We start from the raw sequence: 26,244 nt of genomic DNA on the forward strand, positions 1-26,244 counted from the left end.
GCGGGTTTTTCGGATTGTGGTGCCTTGGGGTCTGGCCTAAACTTGGCCCCGGGCACCGGCCCTGCCACGCAGGGAATTGGTGGCAAAGCTCAGAGGACTGCGGATGGCGAACAACACCGGCGGCGACAGCAAGAACACTCTTTACTGTTCGTTCTGCGGCAAGAGCCAGCATGAGGTGCGCAAGCTGATCGCGGGGCCGACCGTCTTCATCTGCGATGAATGCGTCGAGCTGTGCATGGACATCATCCGCGAGGAGACGAAGACCACCGGTCTGAAATCCTCGGACGGGGTGCCGACCCCGCGCGAAATCTGCAAGGTGCTGGACGACTATGTGATCGGCCAGATCCATGCCAAGCGCGTGCTGTCGGTGGCGGTGCACAACCACTACAAGCGGCTGAACCATTCCTCGAAGACCGATATCGAGCTGTCGAAGTCGAACATCCTGCTGATCGGCCCGACGGGCTGCGGCAAGACCCTGCTGGCGCAGACGCTGGCCCGCATCCTGGACGTGCCCTTCACGATGGCGGATGCGACCACGCTGACCGAGGCGGGCTATGTCGGCGAGGATGTGGAGAACATCATCCTCAAGCTTCTGCAGGCGTCGGAATACAACGTCGAACGGGCGCAGCGCGGGATCGTCTATATCGACGAGGTCGACAAGATCACGCGGAAGTCCGACAACCCCTCGATCACCCGCGATGTGTCGGGCGAGGGCGTGCAGCAGGCGCTTCTGAAGATCATGGAGGGCACGGTCGCCTCGGTGCCGCCGCAGGGCGGGCGCAAGCATCCGCAGCAGGAGTTCCTGCAGGTCGACACGACGAACATCCTCTTCATCTGCGGCGGGGCTTTTGCCGGGCTGGAGAAGATCATCTCGCAGCGGAACAAGGGCAGTGGCATCGGCTTTGGGGCCGAGGTAAAGGGGCCGGACGAACGCTCGGTCGGCGACCTCTTCAAGGAGCTGGAACCTGAGGACCTGCTCAAGTTCGGCCTGATCCCGGAGTTCGTCGGCCGCCTGCCGGTGATCGCCACCCTCACCGACCTGGACGAGGCGGCGCTGGTCACCATCCTGACCGAACCGAAGAACGCGCTGGTCAAGCAGTACCAGCGGCTGTTCGAGATCGAGGGCGTCAAGCTGACCTTCACCGGCGACGCGCTGATCGCGATCGCCAAGCGCGCGATCAAGCGCAAGACTGGCGCACGGGGGCTGCGCTCGATCATGGAGGACATCCTCTTGGACACCATGTTCGAACTGCCGGGCATGGACGGGGTCGAGGAGGTTGTCGTCAAGGACGAGGCGGTGAATTCGGGTGCGAAGCCGATGCTCGTCTACACCGAGACGAAGAAGAAGGAACCGGTGAAGGCCTGAGACTTCGCTGATCGCGCCTTTGGTGAAGGTGGGACATGCGGCAAGCGCTTGGAGCGGCCCTGGTCGGGTTATTCGTCTTCCTCCTGTTCGCGGATGAAACGCCGGCGTCGCTGCTCAGCCGTCTCACGGTCCTGTTCAACGGTCCAGACTATGCAGCGCGCATCTTTCAGGACCATGTGCCGATCGTTAGGGTTCTGGCCAGCGACGACACGCATCCCTTGGATCGGGACGCGCCGAGATGCCAGGTCGCGGTCGTGGAGCTGGCCCCCGAAGCCCCTGCCGAACCGCCACCTGTTCCGCTGATCGAACAGGACAGCAGCCGCTTCGGCGGGAGCTGGAGGCCTACGCCCCTCCGCCCCGGGCCACTGTCGATGCCAGATCTGATGGCGCTCTGCGGCGACCGTATTGACTTCCTCACCCGCCGGGTCCTGGTCCAGGCCATGACCGAGCCCGGTGCTTTCGTCATCCGCGACTGGAAGAACGATGTCCTGCAAATCTACGCGCCGAACCATGCCCTTGCCGCACATCTGTCGCGCAAGGTGGCATCGCCCTCGCATTGGGCACCCTAGACCTTTCCGCCGTGCTGCGGCATAAGACGTCAACGCTGGAGGGCTACCCATGTATTTCCTGAAACGCCTGCTGACCTGGTGGAACAGCCAGACCATCGGCACCCAGATCTTCACCTCGCGCAAGGGCGTCAAGGTGGGCGAGGATGACGCCGGGAACATGTTCTACCAGACCCGCGACGGCAAGCGGCGCTGGGTGATCTACAACGGCGAGATGGAAGCAAGCCGGGTGTCGCCCGACTGGCACGGCTGGCTGCATTTCACCTGGGACGAGCCGCCGACCAAGGCGCCCCTGAAGCACAAGGCCTGGGAAAAGCCGCATCAGGAGAACCTGACCGGGACGGAGGCCGCCTATGTGCCCCCCGGTTCGATCCGTCGGGCCGAGCCGGTCGCCCGGCGCGACTATGAGGCCTGGCAGCCCGAGTGATGGCTTACGAACGCGCAGAAATCGTGGCCGGGGCGGCGATCCTGGCCGTGGCGGTGGGCTTCGCGCTGTATGCCGTGCGCGGGTCGGGGATGGTCAGCGCACCGGACAGCTATTCGCTGACCGCCAGCTTCCGCTCGGTCGAAGGCGTCAGCGTCGGCACCGACGTGCGGCTGGCGGGGGTCAAGGTCGGCACCGTGACGGCGCTGACGTTGAACCCGCAGACCTATTTCGCCGACGCGACGATCTCGATGCGCAAGGACGTGGCACTGCCGACCGATTCCACCATCCTGATCTCCTCCGAAGGGCTTCTGGGCGGGACCTTCGTCGAGGTGCAGCCGGGCGGCGGCGAGGAGATGCTGGAGCCGGGCGGCGAGATCGAGGACACGCAGGGCGCGGTCAGCCTGATCACGCTTCTGATGAAATTCGCGGGCGGTGGCGGCGACAAGGCCGCCGAGCCCGAGACGGCGACGCCGTGAGGGCGCTGGTGCTGTTGCTGGCGCTGGCGCTACCGGTCGCCGCACAGGAGGCTGATCCGGCCCAGCCTACCGGGTCGGAGTTCACCGACTCGGATGGGGCGCAACTGCGGTTCCTGGACAAGCTGACCAGCGAGACCGGCGACGTGACGATCAGCCGGGGACAATCGGCCAAGTTCGGGCGGCTGGTGGTGCGGCTGGACAGCTGCCGCTATCCGACGGGCAACCCGGCCTCGGATGCCGAGGCGCATCTGACGGTGATCGAGGAAACCAGCGAGGCTCCGCTGTTCAGCGGCTGGATGCTGGCGTCTTCGCCCGCGCTGTCGGCGCTGGACCATCCGCGCTACGACGTCTGGGTGCTGTCCTGCGTCTTGCCCGCGGCGCCCGCCCCAGCCGAGACCGCGCCGGCCGAAGGCGAATAGCCGACGGGATCGAAGCTGGCCGCGTGGCGAAGCGCGTCGGTCAGGCGGTCGTGATATTCGGCGCGCAGGATTTCGCGGCCGCCAAGGCTGGCCAGATGCGGGGTCAGGAATTGGGTGTCGAACAGGCGGAACCCCCCGGCGCGCAGGCGGTGGGTGGTGTAGGCCAGCGCCAGTTTCGAGGCGTCGGTCGCGCGCGAGAACATGCTTTCGCCGAAGAACGCCGCGCCGAGGGTGACGCCGTAGACCCCGCCGACAAGCTCATCGTCCTGCCAGACCTCGGTGCTGTGGGCGAAGCCTTGGGCGTGAAGCTGGACATAAAGGCTCTGGATGCGCCGGCTGATCCAGGTTTCCTCGCGGTCGGCGCAGGCTGAGACCACGGCATCAAAGGCGGTGTCGGTGGTGACACGGAACTGGCCCGACCGGATGGTCCGCGCCAGCGAGCGCGAGAGGTGGAAACCGTCGAGGGGCAGGATGCCGCGCAGGCGGGGATCGACCCAGTGGATCTCGGGGTCGTCGCGGCCATCGGACATCGGGAAGATGCCCGTCGCATAGCCGCGAAGCAGGAGGTCGGGGGTGATCTCCGGCTCGGTCATCATGGGCGGGTGCGGGAGAGCAGGCGGTCGGCCAGCGCGGTGGCGGCGCGTTCGGTGCGGCGGGTGGCGCCCTCGGAGAGCACACGGGGCTGGGGCCCGGGGGGCTGGGCGGGACGTCCGGGGGCGCTGGCGATCTCGGTCAGGTCGCCGGGGCCGGTGCCCGCGACCACCGCAGAGACGACGCGCCCCGAGCGGACGGCGGCGAAGATCCCGGCCTGGCCGCGCGACTGCACCCCGACGCGCCAGCTCAGGCCTGCGGCATCGAGCGTGCGGGTCATGGCGTTGCGGAAGACGCAGGCGGCGGGGTAGGCGGCGAGGGTCACCTCCGGCCCGGTCGCGGTGCCGCTGGTCAGCCAGACGAGGGGCAGCTCGACCGTCGTGCGGGTGCGGGCTGGCGGGCTGTCCGTGGTGACGAGCGCAAGGTCGATGTCGCGCCGGTCGATGGCGGCGACGAGGTTGGCGGAAAGGTCGCAGACCAGCTCGATCTCCAGCCGCTCGAAGGCGGGGCCGAGGTCGGCGATCAGGCCGGGCAGCCAGCCGAGCGCATAGTCGTCCGGCATCCCGAGCCGCAGCCTGTCGCGCTGAGGGCGGGTGCGGACCTGGGTCAGCATCTCGTCATAGGCCGAAAGCACCGCGACTGCGTGGGAATAGAGCGTGGTCCCGCGCGGGGTGGGGACGAGGCCGCCCGGATGGCGCAGGAAGAGGGGGGCGCCGATTTCGGTCTCGATCTGCTTCAGCCGCATCGACATGGCGGCCTGGGTGCAGGCCATGCGCTCGGCGGCCCGGCTGACCGAGCCCACCTCGTGCAGCGCCACGAAGCTGCGCAACAGGCGCAGTTCGATGTCCATCATCCGTCTCCGGCCATAACCCCGCGTGATGGCTGCATCAGCGGCTTTTGTTCGACTGCTAGCACGCGACGGGGCAGCAATGAAGGCCAGTCGACAAGGGAGGCAGGGATGCGCGTCGGGTTTATCGGGCTGGGAACGATGGGGAAGAATGCGGCGGCCAATCTGCTGCGCGCGGGGTTTCCGCTGACCGTGCATGACATCCGGCCCGGGGCGGCGGACCCGCTGGTGGCGATGGGCGCTGCGGTGGCCGACAGTCCGGCGGCGGTGCTGGCGGCGTCGGATGTGGTGGTCAGCATGGTTTATGGCCCGAAGGAGGTGACGGAGGTCGTGCGGGGAACGGGCGGGTTCCTGTCCGGCACGCCTGCGGGCAAGGTCTGGATCGACATGACGACTTCGTCTCCCGGTCTCATGCGCACGCTGGCGGCGGAGTTCGAGGCTGCGGGGGGCCATGCGGTTGATGCGCCGGTGACGGGCAGCGTCGATGCGGCGATCCGGGGCGACATGCCGATGTTCGTCGGCGGCGAGGATGCGGTGATCGAGCGCGTGCGCCCGGTGATCGAGGCGATGGGCGAGCTGCGCAAGGTCGGCGGTTACGGCAACGGCTATGTGGCGAAGCTGGTGAACAACCAGCTGTGGAAGATCCACGCCGCCGCCATCGGCGAGGCGATGGTGACGGCGAAGCTGGCGGGCCTCGACCCGCTGACCTGGTGGGAGGTGATGAAGGGCGGCGCGGCGGACAGTTTCGTGCTGTCGCATGACGTGCCCTCGATCTTCGCCGGGCATTACGACCCGTCCTTCCCCATCGCGCTGTGCCTGAAGGACCTCGGGCTGATCAAGGAGCTGATGGACGAGGTCGGCACCACCAGCACGCTGACCGAGGCCACCCATGAACGCTTCCGCGAGGCGGGGCGGCGCTATGGCACCGGGGCGGGGGAGATGACGGTGTGCAAGGTGATCGAGGACGACGCCGGGATCGACCTGCGGGTCGCGGGCGATTGGGTGAAGCCCTGGGAAGTGGAGCGCGTCTGATGGCGGGTGGTCAAGCGGACCCGGGACGACGCGGGGCCGTCGGTGCGGCTGGGGGGCGGTTGGGTGACGCCCTGGGAACAGTGACTGATATGGAAAGGGCGCCCTAAGGCGCCCTCTTTCATTTCGGGAACTGCTGTTCCAGCCACTTTTCCAGCCAGTGGATGTTGTATTCCCCGTTCTGGATGTCGGGCTCGGCCAGAAGCATGTGGAAGAGCGGGATCGAGGTGTCGATGCCGTCGATGATCAGCTCGCTCAGCGCACGCTTCAGCCGGGCCAGCGCCTCGGGCCGGTCGCGGCCGTGGACGATCAGCTTGCCGATCAGGCTGTCGTAATAGGGCGGGATGCGGTAGCCGTCGTAGATCGCAGAATCCATCCGCACGCCCAGGCCGCCCGGCGCGTGGAACTGGGTGATCCGGCCGGGGCAGGGCGAGAAGGCCGGGATCTTCTCGGCGTTGATCCTGACCTCGATGGCGTGGCCGTTGATCTCCAGGTCCTCCTGGCCGAACGACAGGCCCATGCCGGAGGCAACGCGGATCTGTTCCCGCACCAGGTCGACGCCGAAGATCGCCTCGGTCACGGGGTGTTCGACCTGAAGCCGCGTGTTCATCTCGATGAAGTAGAACTTGCCGTCCTCGTACAGGAACTCGATCGTTCCCGCGCCGATGTATTTCAGCTTCTGCATCGCCTCGGCGCAGATGCTGCCGATTTCGCTGCGCAGCTTTGGCGTGATCACCGGGCCGGGGGCCTCCTCGAACACCTTCTGGTGCCGGCGTTGCAGGGAACAGTCGCGTTCGCCCAGATGCACCGCCCCGCCCTTGCCGTCGCCGAAGACCTGGATCTCGATATGGCGCGGGCGCTGGAGGTATTTCTCCATGTAGACTTCGTCGTTGCCGAAGGCGGCCTTCGCCTCCGACCGGGCGGTGCGGAAGGCGATCTCCAGCTCTTCCACCGATTTCGCGACCTTCATGCCGCGCCCGCCGCCGCCGGCGGTGGCCTTGATGATGACCGGATAGCCGATCTCCTCGGCCACGCGCTTCGCGGTCTCGAAGTCCGGGACGCCGCCGTCGGAACCGGGAACGACCGGGATCCCCAGCTCCTTCGCGGTTTCCTTGGCGGTGATCTTGTCGCCCATGATGCGGATATGTTCCGCATTCGGGCCGATGAAGGTGATGCCGTGGTCTTCCAGCGCCTGCGCGAAGGCGGCGTTTTCCGACAGGAAGCCGTAGCCCGGATGCACGGCCTGCGCGCCGGTGATCTCGCAGGCCGAGATGATGGCAGCCTTGGAGAGGTAGCTTTCGGACGAGGGCGCGGGGCCGATGCAGACGGATTCGTCCGCCATGCGGACATGCATCGCATCGGTGTCGGCGGTGGAATGGACGGCGACGGATTTGATCCCCATTTCGCGGGCGGCCCGGATCACGCGCAGCGCGATCTCCCCCCGGTTGGCGATCAGGATTTTATCGAACATGCGCCAGCCCTTATTCGACGATCATCAGCGGGGCGCCGTATTCGACCGGGTGGCCATCCTCGACCAGGATGCGCTTCACCGTGCCCGACCGCGGGGCCGGGATGTGGTTCATCGTCTTCATCGCCTCGATGATGAGGACGGTCTGGCCTTCCGTCACCTGCGCGCCCACGGTCACGAAGGGCGAAGCGCCGGGTTCGGCGGCAAGGTAGACGGTGCCGACCATCGGCGAGGTCACGGCGCCCGGATGCTGGGCCGGGTCTTCCGGCGCGGCGGGGACAGCAGCGGCGGGCGCGGCGGCGGCAGCCGGGGCGGCATGGTGGACGGCCGGGGCAGGGGCGGCGGCAACCGTCACCACGGTCGCCTGCTTCACCACCCGGACCTCCAGACTGTCATCCTCGCCATATTCGCGCTTCACCGACAGTTCGGTCAGGTCGTTCTTGTTCAGAAGCTCGGCGAGCGCCGAGATGAAGGCGACGTCGGTGTCGGTGGTCTGCTTGCTCATCGGGTCCTCTGTTCTTCGCTGCCCTGTGCGCGCGGTTCGGCCTGCGCCCCCGCTTCTGGTATCTGGCGCTTATACCCAACCGGCCGGGGGCTGAAAAGCCGCGAAAGCGCCAGCGCAACCATCGGCGCAGGTTTCCGGGCGGGTAGGGCGTGAAAAAGTTGCATCCCTGAAAATTTACCGTTTGATAAAAAAACGGACCTGTGCCAGCCTTCGACAAAACAAGACCAGGGAGGACCAGAAGTCCGATGACGAACAGCCCGCTGACGCCCGGCATCGTTCCGGGTCGACTGCCAGCCGCAGCCTATGCAAAGAACTTCGACGACCACTCGCCCGCGCTGGACGTGCACGAGGCGCATGTGGCGGCGGACCGCTGCTATTTCTGCCACGATGCGCCTTGCATCACGGCCTGTCCGACCTCGATCGACATTCCCCTGTTCATCCGCCAGATCGCCACCGGCACACCGGAAGCGGCGGCGACGACGATCTGGAGCCAGAACATCCTGGGCGGCATGTGCGCCCGGGTCTGCCCGACCGAGACGCTGTGCGAGGAAGCCTGCGTGCGCGAGACCGCCGAGGGCAAGCCGGTGGAGATCGGCCAGTTGCAGCGCTTTGCCACCGACACGGCGATGGCGAAAGGGCTGCATCCGTTCTCCCGCGCGGCGCGGACGGGCAAGCGGGTTGCGGTCGTGGGGGCGGGTCCTGCGGGCCTGGCCTGCGCGCACCGGCTGGCGCTGCACGGACATGATGTGGTGGTGCTGGAGCGCCGGGCCAAGGCCGGGGGGCTGAACGAATACGGCATCGCCAGCTACAAGGCGACCGGGGGCTTTGCGCAGAAGGAAGTCGACTGGCTGCTGCGGATCGGCGGGATCGAGGTTCGGACCGGGGTGACGCTTGGCCGGGATGTCTCGCTGGACCAGCTGACGGCGGAATATGACGCGGTGTTCCTGGGCATCGGCCTTGCCGGTGTCAACGCGCTGCGCGCCGAGGGCGAGGACAAGGCGGGCGTGCGCGATGCGGTGGATTTCATCGCCGAGCTGCGCCAGGCGGCGGACCTGTCGAAACTGCCGGTGGGCCGCGATGTCGTGGTGATCGGCGGCGGGATGACGGCGGTGGACGCGGCGGTGCAATCCAAGCTCCTGGGCGCCGAGACTGTGACCATCGTCTACCGGCGGGGCCAGGAGAAGATGTCGGCCTCGGGCTACGAGCAGGACCATGCGGTGCAGTCCGGGGTGCGGATCATCCACAGCGCCGCACCCGTCCGTGTGCTGGGCAACGGCAGCGCCGAGGCGGTGGAGTTCGCCTATACGCAGGACGGCCCGGCCGGGCTGACCCTGTCCACCGAGACCTTCACCCTGAAGGCCGACCAGGTGTTCAAGGCCATCGGGCAGGCCCTTGCCGGTGCGCCTGCAGGTCTTGCGGTCGAGGGTGGCAAGCTGAAGGGCCATTCCGGCAAGGTCTGGGTCGGCGGCGACTGCGCGGCGGGCGGCGAGGACCTGACGGTGACGGCGGTGGCCGAAGGCCGCGATGCCGCCGAGGCGATCCATGCCCGGCTGATGGGCTGAGCGATGCCGGGCGCTTGCGCATTTCCGGCGGCAAGGCTAGGGCAGGCGCGGAAGCCCCGAAGGGATGGTGCCTGTGCAAGGGATGATCGACGCCGTTCTGGCCTTTGTCCGCGACAACCGCGACTGGGCCTTCTGGATCGCGCTGGTCTTCGCTTTTGGCGAGAACCTGGCGTTCCTGTCGATCGTCATTCCTTCGACCGCGATCCTGCTGGGCGTGGGGGCGCTGGTTGCGACCGGGCAGCTGTCGCTTCTGCCGATCTTCGCGGGCGCCTCGATTGGCGCGCTGTTCGGGTCGGTCGTCTCCTATGCCATCGGCTGGCGCTACGGGCAGGCGATCCTGTCGCTCTGGCCACTGCGCGACCATCCCGACTTCGTCGAGAAGGGCAATGCCGCCTTCCGCCGCTGGGGGGCCTATGCGGTGACCATCGGGCATTTCTTCGGCCCCCTGCGGGCGGTGGTCTTCGTGATGGCCGGAATCTCGCGCATGTCGGTGCCGGTGTTCATGGCGGTGAACTTCGTCGGTTGCCTGGCCTGGGCCTATGTGACCCCGATGTTCGGCGAGGTCGCCGGTCATCTCGTCGGCTGGATCTGGTCGCTGTTCTGATCCCCGGTGGGGAAAGACCCCACCCTCCGCATCCTCTCTCAGCTTTCGCCAAGGAGGTTTCTCATGGCTAATCTTTCCGCGAACTTCATCGGTATCAAATCCCCGAACCCGTTCTGGCTGGCCTCGGCCCCGCCCACGGACAAGAAGTACAACGTCGAGCGCGCCTTCGAGGCGGGCTGGGGCGGCGTGGTCTGGAAGACGCTGGGCAGCGAGGGGCCTCCGGTCGTCAACGTCAACGGCCCGCGCTACGGCGCGATCTGGGGGGCGGACCGGCGGCTTCTGGGGCTGAACAACATCGAGCTGATCACCGACCGCCCGCTGGAGGTGAACCTGCAGGAGATCAAGGAGGTCAAGCGCAAGTGGCGCGACCGGGCTTTGGTCATCAGCCTGATGGTGCCCTGCGACGAGGATTCATGGAAAGACATCCTGTCCCGGATCGAGGATACCGAGGCCGATGGGGTGGAGCTGAACTTCGGCTGCCCGCACGGGATGGCCGAACGCGGCATGGGCAGCGCCGTGGGCCAGGTGCCGGAATATATCGAGATGGTCACGCGCTGGGTGAAGAAGCACTCACGCATGCCCTGCATCGTCAAGCTGACGCCGAACATCACCGATGTGCGGAAGCCTGCTGAGGCAGCCAAGCGCGGCGGGGCGGATGCGGTTTCACTGATCAACACCATCAACTCGATCACCTCGGTCAACCTGGACGATTTCAGCCCCGAGCCGATGATCGACGGCAAGGGCACCCACGGCGGCTATTGCGGCCCGGCGGTGAAGCCCATCGCGATGAACATGGTGGCCGAGATCGCCCGGTCGGCCGACACCCGTGGCCTGCCGATTTCTGGCATCGGCGGCATCACCACCTGGCGCGACGCGGCGGAATTCATGGCGCTGGGGGCGGGCAACGTGCAGGTCTGCACGGCGGCGATGACCTATGGCTTCAAGGTGGTGCAGGAGATGATCTCGGGCCTGTCGCAATACCTCGACGACAAGCAGATCGGCCTGTCCGACCTGATCGGGCGCGCGGTGCCGAACGTGACCGACTGGCAGTATCTGAACCTGAACTATGTCGCCAAGGCGCATATCAGCCAGGACGACTGCATCAAGTGCGGGCGCTGCTATGCCGCCTGCGAGGACACCAGCCACCAGGCCATCGCCATGTCGCCCGAGCGGGTGTTCACGGTGAAGGACGAGGAATGCGTGGCCTGCAACCTCTGCGTCAACGTCTGTCCGGTCGACAACTGCATCACGATGGTGCCGATGGCCAAGGGCGCAGTCGATCCGCGCACGGGGCGCCGCGTGGGCGACTATGCCAACTGGACCACGCACCCGAACAACCCGAGCGTGCGGGCGGCGGAGTGAGGGGCTGGTCTAAAAATTTTCGCGAAAATTTTTAGACCAGCCATGCGCTTAACAGATCACCTGCATGTGTCCGACGTTGCAGATCACGATGAACTGCCCGCCGCATTCGATCAGGTGAAATCCCCGGCGCCGGACTTCGGCGATAAGAGCGGAGCGTCCGATCTCGCGTTCGACATCCCGGATCGCGCGGCGAACGACGCCGCCCTTTTCGACCGCCTTGGCGGAGAAAAGGTCGTCCAGCCAGACCTGGGCGTTCAGAGGATTCGTGCGGAGAATCTGCATGGCCAGCACTCTGCGCAGCCAATATGAATGTCCGGTTAACGCCGATCACGGCACCGGCAGCGGGTTGATCCCGGCGGCGATGCTGGCCTTGATATAGGCGTCGCGCGCGGCCTCGGCAGCGGCGGCGGCGCTGGTCTCGGCGGTCATCCGGGCGGCCATCAACTGGGGATCGTTGGCGGCGGACTTCTTCGTGACCTGCTGCACGGCCTGCTGCAGGTCGGGGGCGACAACGGGAGCAGCCGCGCCCAGAGCGCCTTGTGGGCGCGGTTCGACCGCGGCGGGTGTTGGCAGCTCGGCGACGGGAACAGGCGCCCGGATGCTGGTGATCATGCCCATTGTCGTGCCCTCCCGATCTGATTTGCACGCAGGCATATCTTAACGCAAAAGCAATGACTTCTCAGCCGCAATTTGGGTAAGACTTTAACGGACCGGATTGAGGAGCCGGATGAACAACGTCTCGATGAAGCGCCCGGCCTCGGCAAAGGGGTCGTGGCCCGGACCCAGGACCGCACGGACCTGCACGTCGAAATCGGCATAGTGCTGGGTCAGCGCCCAGATCGAGAAGATCAGATGCACCGGATCGACGCGGGCAATGCGGCCCTCATCCATCCACCGTGTCAGGACCTGCGCCTTCTCGGCCACCAGCCGCCGCAGGTCGCCCTCGATCGCGTCCCGCATCCGGGGGGCGCCCTGCAGGATCTCGTTGGCGAAGAGACGGCTTTCACGGGGATAGTCGCGCGCGAGGTCCAGCTTGCGCCGGGCATAGGCCATGATTTCGTGCAGCGGGTCGCCCTTCGGGTCCATCGCGCGCAAGGGATCGAGCCAGGTGTCCAGAAGCCCGGTCAGAAGCGCCTTGTGCACCTCTTCCTTCGAGGGGAAGTAGTACAAGAGATTTGGCTTCGACAGGCCGGCCCCCTCGGCGATCTGGTCCAGCGTCGCGCCGCGAAAGCCGTGCTGCGAGAACACCTCCAGCGCCGCGTCCAGGATAAGCTCGCGGTTGCGCAGTTGAATGCGGGAGCGGGGGCGGGCAGTTGGCGACATGGAACCTGTGCAGACTGGCGGACCCCTTGGATAGCGCGGCGCGCAAGGTCAGGTCAAATCATTCGCCAGCCGTCCGGCCGGGTTTCCCGATCCGCAGTCCGCGGGGCGGGTCCGTTGACCGCATGCGCGTTGATTGGCATATTATGCCAACCATGCAAGGAGACCGCCGATGCCCACGCGCAATGTCGTCTTGACCGACCACCAGGCCGAGTTCGTCGACAGCCTTGTCGCCTCGGGCCGCTACCAGAACGTCAGCGAGGCGCTGCGGTCGGGCCTGCGCCTCTTGGAACGCGAGGAGGCCGCCTGGGAGCAGGTGCGAAGGGGCGTGCTGGAGGGGCTGGCACAGGTGGAGCGGAGAGAATTTGCGGAAGGCACGGGCGAAGAGGCGTTCCGCAGGGCCTGGGCTGAAGGCAAGACGAGAGCCGCGCGGAAATGAAATCCAAAGCCTGGCGACTTTCTGATCGGGCATACCGGAGCCTGGCGGAAATCTCGACCTGGACCTATGAAACGTTCGGGGCAAGGCAGGCGGACAAGTACGGCGACCAGTTGTTGCGGCAGGTCAGCGCCATCGCCGAAGGCCGGTCATTTTCCTATCATTGCCGCGACGTCTTCGCCGCCGACCTCCGATCCGACCTGCGCTTTTCCCGCTCCGGTCGGCATTTCATAGTCTTCACCGAAACCCTCGATGAAGTCTTGATCGTCGATTTCATCCACCAGTCCGCCGACATGGGCGGCAGGCTCGAAGGGCTGACGGAATGAGACTCAACTGCACCGCCACCGTCCTGGTCGATGACGACCGCGTCCGCGTCACCCGGTTCGACTTTGCGCCGGGGGAGGAGACCGGCTGGCACCGGCATGGGCATGACTATGTGATCACCGCGATCACCGACTGCCCGATGCTGCTGGAGGAACCCGGCGGCGGCTCGCGGCGGGTGCTGGTCCCCGCTGGTACGGCGTACCGGCGCTCGGAAGGGGTGGAGCACAACGTGGTCAATGACGGGACGGCGGTGATGAGCTTCGTCGAGGTGGAACTGAAAGAGCCGGCGCCCGGCACCGGCGCTGCCGTCACTCCGCCGCCAGCACCCTGATCCCGCGCACCACCAGCTTGTGGTCCTCGACCTGTGGTAGGCCCGAGACGGTGGCCACCGCCACGACCCCCGCGCCCCGGACCTTGATCGGCACCGCACCGCCATTGTCGGCATAGTCCTCCGCCCGCAGCCCGTGCCGGGCCAGGGTCTCGTCCTTGGCCTTGTGCTGCTGGCCGACCAGAAGCGAGGGCAGCTGGAACATCAGCGCCACGTTCGACTTGCGCCGCGCCCAGAGGTCGTTCAATGGCGCCGAGCCGGGCAGGGCCGCGTGGAACAGGGTCCGGTCCGCCGTGCGGATATTGATCACCACCGGCATTTTGCCGGTCGATGCCAGTTCGACCAGGATCTGCCCCAGCCGCAGCGCCGCGTCTTCGTCAAAGCGGTCGAGGTCCAGCCGCGCGAATTCCGTCTCCAGTTCGGCTATGTCCATCCCGCCCCCCTCAGATCGCCCCGATCCCGCGCAGGACCATGTCCTTCACGCTGGCCTTCGCTTCATTCCATTGCCGGTCCGTCAACGGCTTGCCCGCGTTCAGCGTCTGGATCTGATGGCCGAAATCGGCATAGTGCTGCGTCGTCGCCCACAAGAGATACAGAAGATGCCGCGGGTTCACCGGCTTCATCTTGCCCTCATCGATCCAGCGCTGGATAACCGCGATCCGCCCCTCGGTCCAGTCGCGCAGCGTGGTCTCCAGATAGTCCTGGATCACCGGCGCGCCATGCATCACCTCCGACGCCCAGACCTTCGAGCCATGCGGATGGGTGCGGCTGATGTCCATCTTGGCATCGACATAGGCGCCGATCCCCTCCACCGGGCCGGGAGCGTCGTCGAAGCTTGACGCGGCATCCAGCCAGATCTCGAAAATCTGTTGCACCACACGGCGATAGAGGTCTTCCTTCGTGGCGAAATAGTAGTGCAGGTTGGCCTTCGGCAGCCCCGCCATGTCGGCGATCAGCTGCATGGTCGCCCCCCCGAACCCGGCCTCGGCAAAGACCTTCTCCGCCGCCTCCAGGATCGCGCGTTCGTTCTCGCGCCGGATATCCATGCGGCGACCGGGCTTCAGGCGGGAAATCTGGGCGTCGCCGCTCATGCTGCCTTTGATTTTCGTTGACCGGTTGGTCAGGTTGTGGTCGCCTTCACCTTGACCATACGGTCAGGAAATGAGTCGCGGCAAGGGGCAGGATGGCTCTGGTCCGCAGACGGGGAGCGCGCGCCATGCCAGCCACCGGGGACAACCTGCGGATCAATCCCGAACGCCTCTGGGACAGCCTGGAGGAGATGGCCAAGATCGGCCCCGGCGTCGCGGGCGGCAACAACCGCCAGACCCTGACCGATGCCGACGGCGAGGGGCGGCACCTGTTCCAGCGCTGGTGTCAGGCGGCGGGCTTGACGATGGGCGTCGACACGATGGGCAACATGTTCGCCACCCGGGCGGGGACCGACCCCGACGCGCTTCCGGTCTACATGGGCTCGCATCTGGATACCCAGCCGACGGGGGGCAAGTATGACGGGGTCCTCGGCGTGCTGGGCGCGCTGGAGGTGGTGCGGACACTGAACGACATGGGGGTGAAGACGCGGCATCCCATCGTGGTGACGAACTGGACCAACGAGGAGGGCGCGCGGTTTGCGCCCGCCATGCTGGCAAGCGGTGTCTTCGCGGGTATCCATACCGAGGAGTACGCGAAGGGCCGCCGCGACCTCGACGGCAAGGTCTTCGGCGAGGAACTGGCCCGCATCGGCTGGGTCGGCGACGAGAAGGTCGGCGCGCGGAAGATGCACGCGATGCTGGAACTGCACATCGAGCAGGGGCCGATCCTGGAGGCCGAGGGCAAGGAGATCGGCGTCGTGACCCACGGTCAGGGCCTCTGGTGGCTGGAGATCACCCTGACCGGCAAGGACGCCCATACCGGATCGACGCCGATGCACATGCGGGTGAATGCGGGGCTCGGCATGGCCCGGATCACCGAGCGGGTGCATCAGATCGCGATGAGCCACCAGCCCAACGCCGTGGGCGCGGTGGGGCAGGTGAAGGTCTTCCCGAACTCGCGCAACGTGATCCCGGGCAAGGTTGTGTTCACCGTCGACATCCGTTCGCCCGAACAGGCGAAGCTGGATGCGATGAAGGCCGAGGTCATCCGCGCGGCCCATGCGGTGGCGAAGGAGCTGGGGCTGGGCTGCGAGATCGAGGATGTGGGTCATTTCGACCCTGTCACCTTCGACCCCGGTCTGGTGAAGATCGTCCGGCAATCGGCTGAAAAGCTGGGCTATTCCCACATGGACATCGTGAGCGGCGCCGGCCATGACGCCTGCTGGATCAACCGGGTGGCGCCCACGGTGATGGTGATGTGCCCCTGCGTGGATGGTCTGTCGCACAACGAGGCCGAGAAGATCAGCCCCGAATGGGCCGCGGCGGGGACGGATGTGCTGCTGCACGCCTGTCTTGAGGTGGCGGAGGTGGTGGGGTGAGGGCAGTTGGAAACCCCGTCCCGGGCTTGACCCGGGACCTCTGGCTGCAACCGGCACCGCCTTTGGTATGCGGAGGCCCCGGGTCAAGCCCGGGGCGGGGTTTACTTTTCCTTTACCGTGGTGCGTCAAGTTTCGGCCATGAAACACTACGTCTACATCATGGCCTCTCGCCCCTGTGGCGCGATCTATGTCGGCCGGACGGGGAACCTCGCATCACGCGTCGAAGCACATCGCGCGGGGGCATCGGTACATACGGCAAAATACAAGATCCGCACGCTCGTCTGGTTCGAGTGTCACGAAGACTTCGCCGCCAGCCTGCAGCGCGAGCGGGCGATCAAGCGCTGGCCGCGCGCCTGGAAGAATGCGCTCATCGCCGAGCGCAATCCGAACTGGCAGGACGTGACAGCCCATATTCCGTTCTAGCGCGGGCAGTCGACAGCCCCACAGCTTACCAGAGGTCCCGGGTCAGGCCCGGGACGGGTATTCTTCTTTGCAGCAGGAGACGACCATGACCACCATCATCAAAAACGGCACCGTCGTCACCGCCGACCTCAGCTACAAGGCGGATGTCCGCATCGAGAACGGCACCATCACCGAGATCGGGCCGAACCTGAAAGGTGGCACCGAGCTTGACGCGACCGGCTGCTATGTCATGCCCGGCGGGATCGACCCGCATACGCATCTGGAGATGCCCTTCATGGGCACCTATTCCAGCGACGATTTCGAATCCGGCACGCGGGCCGCGCTCAGCGGCGGCACCACGATGGTGGTCGATTTCGTCCTGCCGGGGCAGGGGCAGGGGCTCATGGACGCGGCCCAGATGTGGCACAACAAGTCGGGCCGGGCGAATTGCGATTATTCCTACCACATGGCGGTGACCTGGTGGGGCGAGAAGGTGTTCGACGGGATCGCCGACTCGATCAAGGCCGGCATGACCAGCTTCAAGCACTTCATGGCCTACAAGGGCGCGCTGATGGTGAACGACGACGAGATGTATCAGTCGTTCAAGCGCGTGGGTGAACTTGGCGGTCTGGCGATGGTCCATGCCGAGAACGGCGATGTGGTGGCGGAACTGACGGCGAAGCTTCTGGCCGAGGGGAACACCGGGCCCGAGGCGCATGCCTACTCCCGCCCGCCGCAGGTGGAGGGCGAGGCGACCAACCGCGCGATCATGATCGCCGACATGGCGGGGGTGCCGCTTTACGTGGTGCATACCAGTTGCGAAGAGGCGCACGAAGCCATTCGCAGGGCAAGGCAGCAGGGCAAACGGGTCTGGGGCGAGCCGCTGATCCAGCACCTGACGCTGGACGAGAGCGAGTATTTCAACCCCGACTGGGACCATGCCGCCCGCCGGGTGATGTCGCCTCCGTTCCGGAACAAGAAGCATCAGGACAGCCTCTGGGCCGGGTTGCAGTCGGGGTCCTTGTCGGTGGTGGCGACGGACCACTGCGCCTTCACTACTGCGCAGAAGCGGTTCGGCGTCGGCGATTTCTCCAAGATCCCCAACGGGACGGGGGGGCTGGAGGACCGGATGCCGATGCTCTGGACGCACGGGGTCGGCACCGGGCGGCTGACGCCGAATGAATTTGTCGCCGTAACTTCAACCAATATCGCGAAAATCCTGAACTGCTACCCGAAGAAGGGCGCGGTTCTGGTGGGGGCGGATGCCGATCTGGTGGTCTGGGATCCGGAAAAGGAAAAGACCATCACGGCGGGCAAGCAGCAGTCGGCGATCGACTACAACGTCTTCGAGGGCCAGAAGGTGAAGGGCCTGCCCCGGTTCACCCTGACCCGGGGGATGGTGGCGATCCATGACGGCGAGGTGCGCACGAAGGAAGGCCACGGCCAGTTCGTCGCCCGCGAGCCTCGGCCCGCAGTGAACAGGGCGCTGAGCCAGTGGAAGGACCTTACGGCTCCGCGTCCGGTGGTGCGGACGGGGATTCCGGCGACGGGGGTATAGGGTCGGACCAGACAAGAACCGGAACCCCGAAGAAATCTTCTTCAAAGTCATCGGGTTGCGGAAGGAAAGCGAGGGTCGTCGGCATGGCGGGCCTCATGCGTTGGAACAGATGCAACATTACCGGCGGCTTGCAACAGGACGATGAAGGGACGAGGGGCGCGTGAAGGATAGTCAGAGCAATGCTCCGGTGATTGAGGCCAAGGGGCTGAACCTCGTCTTCCAGACGGCGGACGGGCCGGTGCAGGCGTTGAAGGATGTGAACCTGACCATTGGCGCGGGGGAGTTCGTCAGCTTCATCGGGCCGAGCGGCTGCGGGAAGACCACCTTCCTGCGGGCGATTGCGGCTTTGGAGACGCCGACCTCGGGCACTTTGACGGTCAACGGAATGTCGCCGGACGAGGCGCGGCGCAGCCGTGCCTATGGCTATGTGTTCCAGGCGGCGGGGCTTTATCCCTGGCGGACCATTCGGGGGAACATCAAGCTTCCCCTTGAAATCATGGGATTTTCCAGGGCCGATCAGGAGGAGCGGGTTCAGCGGGTGCTGGAGCTGGTGGAGCTGATGGGGTTCGGGAAGAAGTTCCCCTGGCAGTTGTCGGGCGGGATGCAGCAGCGGGCCTCGATTGCCCGTGCCTTGGCCTTCGATGCGGATATCCTCTTGATGGACGAACCCTTCGGCGCGCTTGATGAGATCGTGCGCGACCGGCTGAACGAGGAGACGCTGAAGCTCTGGGCGCGGACGGGAAAGACCGTTGGATTCGTGACGCATTCCATCCCGGAGGCGGTGTATCTGTCGACCAAGATCGTCGTCATGTCCCCCCGTCCGGGGCGGATCACCGATGTGATCGACTCGCCCCTGCCGAAAGAACGGCCGCTCGATATCCGCGACAGCCGGGAGTTCATCGAGATCTCCCACCGGGTTCGGGAGGGGCTTCGGGCCGGGCATCATGATGAATAGGACAGTTGTCTGGAAAGCGTATGGATCGGGTATGGCTTCCAGCCATACGCCGTATATACGCTGGAGCGTGCGGTGAGGACCGATGGCCAAACCCCCGCCCAAGGCCCCCGCGCTGCCGCCCCCGACCCGGGCGCAGTGCTGGCTGACCTTCTGGGCCTGGGCGCTGGGGGTGCCGCTGGCTGTCGCGGCTGCGCTGGGGGTGATCTGGGCCGCGCTCTGGGCGCTTGGCAGCATGCCGATGGATCCGCGGGCGGGCATCGACATGATGACGACGCTCTGGTGGCTGGGGGTGATCGTGCTCCTGTACCCGGCGATGCTCTGGGTCTGGTGGGGCGACCTGCGCGACGGGCTGAAGGCGGCGCGGGACTGGGAGGCGATGACGCCGGAGGCGCGGGCGGCGGCGCTGGTCGAGGCGGCTGCGGCTGCGGCCAGGCCGAAGCGCCGGTCGCGGAAGAAGGGGTAGGGCAATGAGCGCTGTCACCTTCCTTTGGCTTGGGCTCGCCACCGCAGTCTTCGTCGGGGCCAACGCGGTGCTCAAGATCTATGCGGTGAAGGGCGGGGTGCCGGTGCTGGTCGGCGCACTGGCGCTGTTCTGTCTGGGGAACTTCCTGATGGTGCAGGTGATGAAGGCCAACGGGCTGGGCCTTGCCATCGCGCTGTCGGCGATCTTCCAGCTGGTCGCGATTTCGGTGATGGCGATCTTTGTCTTCGGCGAGCGGCCCACCGGGCTGCAACTGGCCGGGATGGCGGTCGGTTGCATGGCGGTGGCGATGATCGCCTGGCCGGCGGGGGCGAAGGGATGACAAGCGCAGCGCAGGCCGGATCGGTTGGAGCCTCCGGCGGGGATATTTGGGGACAGAAAATGGCGGTGATGGGATGAGCCTTCGCCAGACAGTTTTTCCCATCCTCACCGTCCTCCTCGGCATCGTCGTGATCTGGTACCTTGCCGCCGTCTGGATGAATTCCACCTGGGTCTATGACCAGGCGGAGAGGGCGGGAACCACGGTCACGTTTGCCGAAGTGCTGCCGCAGACCATGAGCCAGGACCGGCCGCTCTTGCCGCCGCCGCACCAGGTGGGGGCGGAGCTGTGGAAGGGGCTGTTCGGGCAGGCCGTCACCTCGAAGCGCAGCCTCGTCTATCACGGGTTCGTCACCTTCAAGGGCACGATGATGGGCTTTGGCCTTGGCATCATCGCCGGGGTGCTGCTGGCGATGGCCATCGTCCGCTTCCGGGTGATGGACATGTCGGTGATGCCTTGGGCGATCATCAGCCAGACCGTGCCCATCGTGGCGCTGGCGCCGATGATCATCACGCTGTCCAGCCAATTGGGGCTGACCGACCGCGACATCCCGAAAGCGATCATCGCGGCCTATCTGAGCTTCTTCCCGGTGCTGGTCAGCATGGTGAAGGGGCTGCGCGCGCCGGATCAGATGCAGCTTGACCTGCTCAAGACCTACGGCGCGGGGGAGATGGCGACGTTCCTGAAGCTGCGGTTGCCTGCCTCGATGCCGTATTTCTTCGCCTCGTTGAAAGTGGCGGTGGCGGCCAGCCTGGTGGGGACCATCGTCGGCGAATTGCCCACCGGCGCCATCGAGGGCCTGGGCGCGCGGATGCTGATCGGGTCGCAGTTCGGCGAACCCCTGATCATGTGGGCAGCGCTTTTCGCGGCGGCCATCCTGGCGGGGCTGTTGATCGTGGTGGTCGGGTTCGTCGAGCGGCTGGCCAACCGGCGGATGGGAGTGCGGGCATGAGCGCGCTGTGGATCGCCCTTCTGGTCTGGCTGGCGCTTTGGGGGTTGAACGTCTGGCTGGCCGAGAGCCCGGTTTCGCGCACAAGGCTGGGAAAGGTGCTTGTGCCGGTGATCTTCGGCGCGACGGTGCTGGTGCTGTGGGAAGGGCTGGTCAGGGGCCTGGGCGTGGCGCCGGTGATCCTGCCCGCGCCGAGTGTAATCGCGGCGAAGATCGCCACCTCGCTGCCGACCCTCTGGCAGGACTTCGCCCAGACGATCCTGAAGGGCGCGATCCCCGGCTTCCTGATCGGCTGCGGCGCGGCCTTCCTGACCGCCATCGCCATCGACCGTAGCCCCTTCCTGCAACGGGGCCTGCTCCCCATCGGCAACTTCGTCGCCGCCCTGCCGATTGTCGGGCTCGCGCCGATCCTGGTGATGTGGTTCGGCTTCGGCTGGGAATCGAAGGCGGCGGTCGTGGTGGTGATGGTGTTCTTCCCCATGCTGGTGAACATCGTCGCCGGGCTGCAGGCGAGCGAGCGGATGCAGCGCGACCTGATGGCGACCTGGGGGGCAAGTTACCTGCAAACGCTGGTCAAGCTGCGGCTGCCGGCGGCGATGCCCTTCGTCTTCAACGGGCTGAAAATTGCATCGACTCTGGCGTTGATCGGGGCCATCGTTGCCGAGTTTTTCGGCAGCCCGACCTTCGGCATGGGGTTCCGCATCTCGACCGAGGTGGGGCGGCTTGGCCTTGACATGGTCTGGGCCGAGATTGCGGTGGCGGCAGTGGCGGGATCGGCGCTTTATGGGCTGGTCGCGCTGATCGAACGGTGGGTGACCTTCTGGCATCCGTCGCAACGGCATTAACAAGGCCCACGGGGCCCAACACGGGAGAACGAAGATGAAGAAGCTACTTATGGCGGCGGCCTGGGCAGCGATGGCGACGGGCGCCAGCGCCGAGGACGTGAAGCTGCAGCTGAAATGGGTGACCCAAGCCCAGTTCGCGGGCTACTATGTCGCGCAGGCGAAGGGCTACTACGAGGAAGAGGGGCTGAACGTCACCATCCTGCCGGGCGGCCCGGACATCGCGCCGACGCAGGTGATGGCCGGCGGCGGGGCCGATGTGATGGTGGACTGGATGCCCTCGGCGCTGGCTGCGCGCGAGAAGGGTCTGCCGCTGGTCAACATCGCCCAGCCTTTCGCGTCCTCGGGCATGATGCTGACCTGCATGGCCGATACCGGGATCAAGGAGCCGAAGGACTTTGCCGACAAGACCCTGGGGGTCTGGTTCGGTGGCAACGAATATCCGTTCCTGTCCTGGATGAGCCAGCTGGGCCTGAAGACCGACGGCTCGCCGGGCGGGGTGACGGTGCTGAAGCAGGGCTTCAACGTCGACCCGCTCTTGCAGAAGCAGGCGGCCTGCATCTCGACCATGACCTACAACGAATACTGGCAGGTGATCGACGCCGGGATCACGCCCGAACAGCTGGTGACCTTCAAGTACCAGGACATGGGCGTGGCGACGCTGGAGGACGGGCTCTATGTGCTTGAGGACCGGCTGAAGGACCCGGCCTTCGAGGAGACGATGGTCAAGTTCGTCCGTGCCTCGATGAAGGGCTGGAAATATGCCGAGGCGAACCCGGACGAAGCGGCGATGATCGTGCTGGAGAACGACCAGACCGGCGCGCAGACCGAGGTGCACCAGAAGCGCATGATGGGCGAGATCGCCAAGCTGACCGCGGGCTCGAACGGCGCGCTGGACGTGGCGGCGGCCGAGAAGACCGTGGCGACGCTGATGGCGGGCGGCTCGGACCCGGTGATCACCAAGGCGCCGGAAGGAGCCTGGACCAGCGTGATCACCGACAAGGCGCTGGCGAAGTAAGCGTCCGACTTGTCTGACTTTGCGGGCGCGGCCGGAAGGTCGCGCCCGTTTTCCTTGGCTTTCCCGGTTCTGCTTCCCCTTGCGCCGCGCCGCCGGATTGACAGGCGCGTGTAAATCGCCCCTGATCGGTGTCAATTCCTTTGCCGGGCCCCGACCGATGCCGCTTTCTGCCCTGACCGGAACCAAGCTGCGCGACCGCAGGCTCGCCGCCGGGCTGCGGCAGGCGCAGGTGGCGGCGGCGGCGGGGATTTCGGCCAGCTACCTCAACCTGATCGAGCACAACCGCCGCAAGGTTACGGCGGAGGTGATGGAACGGCTGGCCGATGCGCTGCAGATCGACCGCTCCACCTTCGCCGAGGGCAAGGATGCGGCGCTGGTCGAGGACCTGCGCGCGGCGGCGGCGCGGGCGGAGGCCGGGGCCGAAGTCGAGCGGGTGGAGGATTTCGTTGACCGCTATCCGGGCTGGGCCGGGCTGTTGGCGTCTCTCGACGCGCGGGGGCTGGCGCTGGAACGCGCGGTCGAGGCGCTGAACGACCGGATGACCCATGATCCGCACCTGTCGCAGTCGCTCCATGAACTCTTGTCCTCGCTGTCGGCGGTGCGGGCGACGGCGGCGATCCTGGCCGAGACGCCGGACCTGGAGCCGGACTGGGCCGCGCGCTTCCACCGGAACCTGCACCAGGACAGTGAGCGGCTGGCGGCGGGAGCCGAGGCGCTGGTCGGCTTCCTCGACGCGGGGCAGGGGATCGAGGAGCAGGGCATCGCCGCGCCGCAGGAAGAGGTGGAGGACTGGCTGCGGGGCCGGGGCTGGGTGTTGACCGATGCCGAGCTGACGGAGGGTGTCGAGGAGGAGATTGCCCGGCTCGCCTCGAGCGCCGCGCGGAGCCTTGCGCAGGCGCAGGTCAGGCAGGCGCGGGCCGATGCGGCGGTGATGCCGGAGGCGGCGTTTCTTGCCGCCCTGGCCGAGTCCGGCCCCGACCCGTTGGTCCTGGCCGACCGCTTCGGCGCCTCGCCACTGGGGGCAATGCGGCGGTTGGCGGGGGTGTCCGCGCTGCAGGCCGGGCTGGTGGCCTGCGACGCCTCGGGCACGCTGACCTTCCGGAAGCCCGCGACCGGCTTTCCCTTGCCGCGCTTCGGGGCGGCCTGCCCGCTCTGGCCGCTGTATGCCGCCCTTGGCCGTCCGATGCAGGTCTTCGAGGCCCGGGTGCAGATCGCCGGGCAGAGCGACCGGCGGCACCGGGTGATCGCCTGGGCCGAGACGCGGCATCCGCACGGGCTGCGGGGGCCCGAACTGCGCGAGGCGGCGATGCTGATCATGCCGGATGAGAGTGCGGGGCCGGGGATGCGGATCGGGTCGAGCTGCCGGGTCTGCGCGCGCGGCGACTGCCCGGCGCGACGGGAACCCTCGATCCTGGCGGCGGAGGGGGGCTGAGGCGCTGGGTGTCCACAGTGGACAGAAGAGCATATGTCATTTATTGCAACGGGTTACGATTTCTTCTTCATTGGTTCTTAACCTTTGGCGGAGGCTTCTCGTGCGACTTCGTCTTCTCGTCGCGGGCGGTCGGAACCCGCAGCGAGGAGTGCCGAAGGCATCGACGAGCGGCCCGGCAGGCTTTGACAGCCGCGATGCTTGCCGCCAATACTGGGGCGAGGGGCGGCAGAAGACCGTCCGGGGAGAACCAGTGGCCTCACATGTCCTGCTGATCGAGGACGAACCGAACATCGCCGAGGCGATCCGGTTCCTGCTGACGCGCGACGGCCTGCGGGTCAGCCATGCCGCCGAGGGCAGGGCGGCGCTTGCACTTCTGCGGCAGGACCCGCCGGACATGGTGATCCTCGACCACATGCTGCCCGGCCTGTCGGGGCTGGAAATCCTGTCCGCGATCCGCGCCGCGCCGGAAAGCCGCGACCTGCCGGTGATGATGCTGACCGCGCGGGGCCGCGACCGCGAGATGGCCGAACGCGCCGGGGCCGACCGTTTCATGACCAAGCCGTTCTCGAACGCCGAAATCATTGCCGAGGTGCGCGCCATGCTGAGCCGGGGGCCGGGACGCGGATGAGGCGCCCGAAGCGCCCGCTGTTCCTGGCCCGCGCGCCCTACCGGCGCAGGCGATTGCGCGACGCGGCGCGGCTTCTGCCGATCCTCGGGGCGATCCTGCTGCTGCTGCCGCTGCTCTGGGCCCCGGAATCGCGGATGTCGCTGGCCTCGGGCGATGTGATCTATTTCTTCACCGTCTGGCTGGTGCTGATCGGCCTGGCGGCCGTCTTCGCCCCTGGCCTGCGCAGCGGCGAGGGCGCGGACGAGGAGGAGGATTGAGATGCCGTTCAATCTTCTCGTCCTGGCCTGCTTCCTGTACGTCGCCTTTCTGTTCACCGTGGCCTTCGTGGTCGAGGGCAGGGCGGCGCGCGGGCGGCTCGGCTGGCTGCGCTCGCCACTGGTCTATACCCTGTCCTTGTCGATCTACTGCACCGCCTGGACCTTCTACGGCGCGGTCGGCTATGCCGCGCGGTCGGGACTGGAGTTCCTGACGATCTACTTCGGCCCGACGCTGGTCTTCGTCGGCTGGTGGTGGTTGCTGCGCAAGCTGGTCCGGATCGGGCGGCAGCACCGCGTGACCTCGATCGCCGACCTGATCTCGTCGCGCTACGGCAAGTCGAACACGCTGGGGGTGATCGTCACGCTGATCGCCGTGGTGGCGGCGACGCCCTATATCGCGCTGCAGCTGCAATCGGTGGTGCTGTCCTTCGGCGTCTTCGCCAGCGCCGCACCGGACGGGTCGCGCCCGCTCGACCCCGGCCAGATCGCGGTCTGGGTGGCGGTGGGGCTGGCCTTCTTCACCATCCTCTTCGGCACCCGCAACCTCGATGCGCGCGAGCAGCACCACGGCATCGTCACGGCGATTGCGGTGGAGGCGGTGGTGAAGCTTGTCGCACTGCTGGCGGTGGGCAGCTTCGTGGTCTGGGGCATTGCCGGGGGCGTTGGCGACGTGATCGCCCGGATCGACGCGGCGGACCTGAAGGCCTGGCAGGTGTCGCCGGGGCGCTGGACGGGGATCACCGTCCTCTCCGCCGCGGCGGTGATCTGTCTGCCGCGGATGTTTCAGGTCATGGTGGTGGAGAACGACGACGAGGGGCACCTGGCGCGGGCGAGCTGGGCCTTTCCGCTGTATCTGATGGCGATGAGCCTGTTCATCGTGCCCATCGCGGTGGTCGGGCTGGAGCGGATGCCCACGGGCGCGAACCCCGACATGTTCGTGCTGACCCTGCCCCTGGCCGAGGGCAAGGGCACGCTGGCGATGCTGGCGTTCCTCGGCGGGTTTTCCTCGGCCACCTCGATGGTGATCGTGGAATCCATCGCGCTGGCGACGATGATCTCCAACCATGTGATGATCCCGCTGTGGCTGCGGTTGCGGCCTGCGGCGGCGGCGGCGGATGACTTGCGGCAGGTCGTGCTGATGGCGCGGCGGCTGGCGATCACCGCGGTGCTGGCGCTGGGATATGGTTACTACCATGTCTCCGGCGGCTCGGCGGCGCTGGCCTCGATCGGGCTGGTTGCCTTCCTGGGGGTGGCGCAGGTCTTGCCCGCGCTTCTTGGCGGCATCTTCTGGCGGGGGGCGACGCGG

General features: G+C 66.6%; 33 protein-coding genes and 1 pseudogene. 25 read left to right on the plus strand and 9 right to left on the minus strand.

The window, feature by feature from the left end; genetic code table 11:
- The first annotated feature begins 103 nt into the window (after positions 1-103).
- Genes clpX through ACE3P6_RS13290 form a run of 5 tightly spaced genes read left to right on the plus strand, consistent with a single transcriptional unit; the run spans position 104 to position 3,254 of the window.
- Entirely contained in the window at positions 104-1,366 is a 1,263-nt protein-coding gene (clpX, locus tag ACE3P6_RS13270; RefSeq protein ID WP_374372601.1) for an ATP-dependent Clp protease ATP-binding subunit ClpX, read from the plus strand.
- 35 nt (positions 1,367-1,401) lie between these two features.
- Positions 1,402-1,935 (plus strand): hypothetical protein, encoded by a 534-nt coding sequence (locus tag ACE3P6_RS13275; protein ID WP_374395789.1) that lies wholly within the window; start codon positions 1,402-1,404, stop codon positions 1,933-1,935.
- A gap of 49 nt (positions 1,936-1,984) precedes the next feature.
- Positions 1,985-2,359 (plus strand): NADH:ubiquinone oxidoreductase subunit NDUFA12, encoded by a 375-nt coding sequence (locus ACE3P6_RS13280; protein WP_374372597.1) that lies wholly within the window; start codon positions 1,985-1,987, stop codon positions 2,357-2,359.
- A complete protein-coding gene (gene mlaD, locus ACE3P6_RS13285) occupies positions 2,359-2,835 on the plus strand; it encodes an outer membrane lipid asymmetry maintenance protein MlaD (protein ID WP_374395791.1) in 477 nt (158 codons plus the stop codon). Before ACE3P6_RS13280 ends, mlaD begins: the two co-directional genes overlap by 1 nt.
- Entirely contained in the window at positions 2,832-3,254 is a 423-nt protein-coding gene (locus tag ACE3P6_RS13290; protein WP_374395794.1) for a DUF2155 domain-containing protein, read from the plus strand. Before mlaD ends, ACE3P6_RS13290 begins: the two co-directional genes overlap by 4 nt.
- On the opposite strand, the gene aat is transcribed toward ACE3P6_RS13290, so the two are convergent.
- Complete coding sequence (aat, locus tag ACE3P6_RS13295) at positions 3,176-3,847, minus strand: leucyl/phenylalanyl-tRNA--protein transferase (RefSeq protein WP_374395860.1); 672 nt, start codon at positions 3,845-3,847, stop codon at positions 3,176-3,178. The two genes, ACE3P6_RS13290 and aat, sit on opposite strands and share 79 nt — an antisense overlap.
- Positions 3,847-4,695, minus strand: a complete 849-nt coding sequence (locus ACE3P6_RS13300; RefSeq protein ID WP_374395797.1) for a LysR family transcriptional regulator — start codon at positions 4,693-4,695, stop codon at positions 3,847-3,849. Before ACE3P6_RS13300 ends, aat begins: the two co-directional genes overlap by 1 nt.
- On the opposite strand from ACE3P6_RS13300, the gene ACE3P6_RS13305 reads away from it, so the two are divergent.
- Positions 4,651-5,724 (plus strand): NAD(P)-dependent oxidoreductase, encoded by a 1,074-nt coding sequence (locus ACE3P6_RS13305; RefSeq protein WP_374395799.1) that lies wholly within the window; start codon positions 4,651-4,653, stop codon positions 5,722-5,724. The two genes, ACE3P6_RS13300 and ACE3P6_RS13305, sit on opposite strands and share 45 nt — an antisense overlap.
- 118 nt (positions 5,725-5,842) lie before the next feature.
- Here ACE3P6_RS13305 and accC read toward each other — a convergent pair whose 3' ends face one another.
- Together accC and accB are read right to left on the minus strand one after the other, a co-directional pair.
- On the minus strand, positions 5,843-7,192 hold the full coding sequence (gene accC, locus ACE3P6_RS13310) for an acetyl-CoA carboxylase biotin carboxylase subunit (protein ID WP_374395801.1): 1,350 nt from the start codon (positions 7,190-7,192) through the stop codon (positions 5,843-5,845).
- Between the two features lie 10 nt (positions 7,193-7,202).
- A complete protein-coding gene (accB, locus tag ACE3P6_RS13315) occupies positions 7,203-7,694 on the minus strand; it encodes an acetyl-CoA carboxylase biotin carboxyl carrier protein (protein ID WP_374395804.1) in 492 nt (163 codons plus the stop codon).
- A 245-nt stretch (positions 7,695-7,939) separates the two neighbouring features.
- Here accB and ACE3P6_RS13320 point away from each other — a divergent pair, with 245 nt between their 5' ends.
- The 3 genes from ACE3P6_RS13320 (at position 7,940) to preA (ending at position 11,222) form a co-directional block, all read left to right on the plus strand.
- Entirely contained in the window at positions 7,940-9,256 is a 1,317-nt protein-coding gene (locus ACE3P6_RS13320) for an NAD(P)-dependent oxidoreductase (protein WP_374395807.1), read from the plus strand.
- A gap of 82 nt (positions 9,257-9,338) precedes the next feature.
- Positions 9,339-9,860 carry a DedA family protein gene (locus ACE3P6_RS13325; protein ID WP_374372575.1) on the plus strand — a complete coding sequence of 174 codons (522 nt, stop codon included), beginning with the start codon at positions 9,339-9,341 and terminating at the stop codon, positions 9,858-9,860.
- A 63-nt stretch (positions 9,861-9,923) separates the two neighbouring features.
- Complete coding sequence (gene preA, locus ACE3P6_RS13330) at positions 9,924-11,222, plus strand: NAD-dependent dihydropyrimidine dehydrogenase subunit PreA (RefSeq protein ID WP_374372573.1); 1,299 nt, start codon at positions 9,924-9,926, stop codon at positions 11,220-11,222.
- Positions 11,223-11,270: 48 nt separating this feature from the next.
- On the opposite strand, the gene ACE3P6_RS13335 is transcribed toward preA, so the two are convergent.
- From ACE3P6_RS13335 to ACE3P6_RS13345, 3 genes are all read right to left on the minus strand, one after another.
- A complete protein-coding gene (locus ACE3P6_RS13335; protein ID WP_374395863.1) occupies positions 11,271-11,504 on the minus strand; it encodes an N-(5'-phosphoribosyl)anthranilate isomerase in 234 nt (77 codons plus the stop codon).
- Positions 11,505-11,549: 45 nt separating this feature from the next.
- Positions 11,550-11,840, minus strand: coding sequence for a hypothetical protein (locus tag ACE3P6_RS13340; RefSeq protein ID WP_374395810.1), 291 nt, complete (start codon positions 11,838-11,840; stop codon positions 11,550-11,552).
- An 84-nt stretch (positions 11,841-11,924) separates the two neighbouring features.
- Positions 11,925-12,545, minus strand: a complete 621-nt coding sequence (locus ACE3P6_RS13345; RefSeq protein WP_374395812.1) for a TetR family transcriptional regulator C-terminal domain-containing protein — start codon at positions 12,543-12,545, stop codon at positions 11,925-11,927.
- Positions 12,546-12,714: 169 nt separating this feature from the next.
- On the opposite strand from ACE3P6_RS13345, the gene ACE3P6_RS13350 reads away from it, so the two are divergent.
- From ACE3P6_RS13350 to ACE3P6_RS13360, 3 genes are read left to right on the plus strand one after another with little or no spacing between them, the layout of a single operon-like run.
- Complete coding sequence (locus ACE3P6_RS13350) at positions 12,715-12,981, plus strand: type II toxin-antitoxin system ParD family antitoxin (RefSeq protein WP_374395814.1); 267 nt, start codon at positions 12,715-12,717, stop codon at positions 12,979-12,981.
- Positions 12,978-13,304 carry a type II toxin-antitoxin system RelE/ParE family toxin gene (locus ACE3P6_RS13355; protein WP_374395816.1) on the plus strand — a complete coding sequence of 109 codons (327 nt, stop codon included), beginning with the start codon at positions 12,978-12,980 and terminating at the stop codon, positions 13,302-13,304. Before ACE3P6_RS13350 ends, ACE3P6_RS13355 begins: the two co-directional genes overlap by 4 nt.
- Positions 13,301-13,633 (plus strand): cupin domain-containing protein, encoded by a 333-nt coding sequence (locus ACE3P6_RS13360; RefSeq protein WP_374395819.1) that lies wholly within the window; start codon positions 13,301-13,303, stop codon positions 13,631-13,633. The genes ACE3P6_RS13355 and ACE3P6_RS13360 overlap by 4 nt, the downstream gene beginning before the upstream one ends.
- On the opposite strand, the gene ACE3P6_RS13365 is transcribed toward ACE3P6_RS13360, so the two are convergent.
- Both ACE3P6_RS13365 and ACE3P6_RS13370 read right to left on the minus strand, forming a co-directional pair.
- Positions 13,611-14,063: a heme-degrading domain-containing protein gene (locus ACE3P6_RS13365; RefSeq protein WP_374395821.1), complete on the minus strand. Its 453-nt coding sequence runs from the start codon at positions 14,061-14,063 to the stop codon at positions 13,611-13,613. The two genes, ACE3P6_RS13360 and ACE3P6_RS13365, sit on opposite strands and share 23 nt — an antisense overlap.
- Before the next feature lie 10 nt (positions 14,064-14,073).
- On the minus strand, positions 14,074-14,721 hold the full coding sequence (locus ACE3P6_RS13370; RefSeq protein WP_374372556.1) for a TetR/AcrR family transcriptional regulator: 648 nt from the start codon (positions 14,719-14,721) through the stop codon (positions 14,074-14,076).
- A 125-nt stretch (positions 14,722-14,846) separates the two neighbouring features.
- Between ACE3P6_RS13370 and ACE3P6_RS13375 the strand changes: the two genes are divergently transcribed.
- The 13 genes and pseudogenes from ACE3P6_RS13375 to ACE3P6_RS13435 form a co-directional block, all read left to right on the plus strand.
- On the plus strand, positions 14,847-16,097 hold the full coding sequence (locus ACE3P6_RS13375) for a Zn-dependent hydrolase (RefSeq protein WP_374395824.1): 1,251 nt from the start codon (positions 14,847-14,849) through the stop codon (positions 16,095-16,097).
- A 138-nt stretch (positions 16,098-16,235) separates the two neighbouring features.
- Complete coding sequence (locus ACE3P6_RS13380) at positions 16,236-16,520, plus strand: GIY-YIG nuclease family protein (protein WP_374395826.1); 285 nt, start codon at positions 16,236-16,238, stop codon at positions 16,518-16,520.
- An 85-nt stretch (positions 16,521-16,605) separates the two neighbouring features.
- Entirely contained in the window at positions 16,606-18,057 is a 1,452-nt protein-coding gene (hydA, locus tag ACE3P6_RS13385) for a dihydropyrimidinase (RefSeq protein ID WP_374395829.1), read from the plus strand.
- A 160-nt stretch (positions 18,058-18,217) separates the two neighbouring features.
- On the plus strand, positions 18,218-19,012 hold the full coding sequence (locus ACE3P6_RS13390; protein ID WP_374395832.1) for an ABC transporter ATP-binding protein: 795 nt from the start codon (positions 18,218-18,220) through the stop codon (positions 19,010-19,012).
- Positions 19,013-19,094: 82 nt separating this feature from the next.
- Positions 19,095-19,475, plus strand: coding sequence for a hypothetical protein (locus ACE3P6_RS13395; protein ID WP_374395834.1), 381 nt, complete (start codon positions 19,095-19,097; stop codon positions 19,473-19,475).
- Positions 19,476-19,479: 4 nt separating this feature from the next.
- Entirely contained in the window at positions 19,480-19,815 is a 336-nt protein-coding gene (locus tag ACE3P6_RS13400) for a hypothetical protein (RefSeq protein ID WP_374395837.1), read from the plus strand.
- A 73-nt stretch (positions 19,816-19,888) separates the two neighbouring features.
- The gene (locus ACE3P6_RS13405; protein ID WP_374395840.1) at positions 19,889-20,764 is read left to right on the plus strand and encodes an ABC transporter permease; all 876 of its coding nucleotides are present in this window, start codon (positions 19,889-19,891) and stop codon (positions 20,762-20,764) included.
- Complete coding sequence (locus tag ACE3P6_RS13410) at positions 20,761-21,606, plus strand: ABC transporter permease (protein WP_374395843.1); 846 nt, start codon at positions 20,761-20,763, stop codon at positions 21,604-21,606. Before ACE3P6_RS13405 ends, ACE3P6_RS13410 begins: the two co-directional genes overlap by 4 nt.
- 34 nt (positions 21,607-21,640) lie before the next feature.
- Positions 21,641-22,621, plus strand: a complete 981-nt coding sequence (locus tag ACE3P6_RS13415) for an ABC transporter substrate-binding protein (RefSeq protein WP_374395846.1) — start codon at positions 21,641-21,643, stop codon at positions 22,619-22,621.
- Between the two features lie 157 nt (positions 22,622-22,778).
- Complete coding sequence (locus ACE3P6_RS13420; protein ID WP_374395849.1) at positions 22,779-24,053, plus strand: short-chain fatty acyl-CoA regulator family protein; 1,275 nt, start codon at positions 22,779-22,781, stop codon at positions 24,051-24,053.
- A 250-nt stretch (positions 24,054-24,303) separates the two neighbouring features.
- The gene (locus tag ACE3P6_RS13425) at positions 24,304-24,681 is read left to right on the plus strand and encodes a response regulator transcription factor (RefSeq protein WP_374395865.1); all 378 of its coding nucleotides are present in this window, start codon (positions 24,304-24,306) and stop codon (positions 24,679-24,681) included.
- Entirely contained in the window at positions 24,678-24,938 is a 261-nt protein-coding gene (locus tag ACE3P6_RS13430) for a hypothetical protein (protein WP_374395852.1), read from the plus strand. The genes ACE3P6_RS13425 and ACE3P6_RS13430 overlap by 4 nt, the downstream gene beginning before the upstream one ends.
- A gap of 1 nt (position 24,939) precedes the next feature.
- A pseudogene (locus ACE3P6_RS13435) lies at positions 24,940-26,244 on the plus strand (sodium:solute symporter); the annotation flags it as partial.

The sequence above is a fragment of the Tabrizicola sp. genome (assembly GCF_041911175.1).
Lineage (GTDB): Bacteria > Pseudomonadota > Alphaproteobacteria > Rhodobacterales > Rhodobacteraceae > Tabrizicola.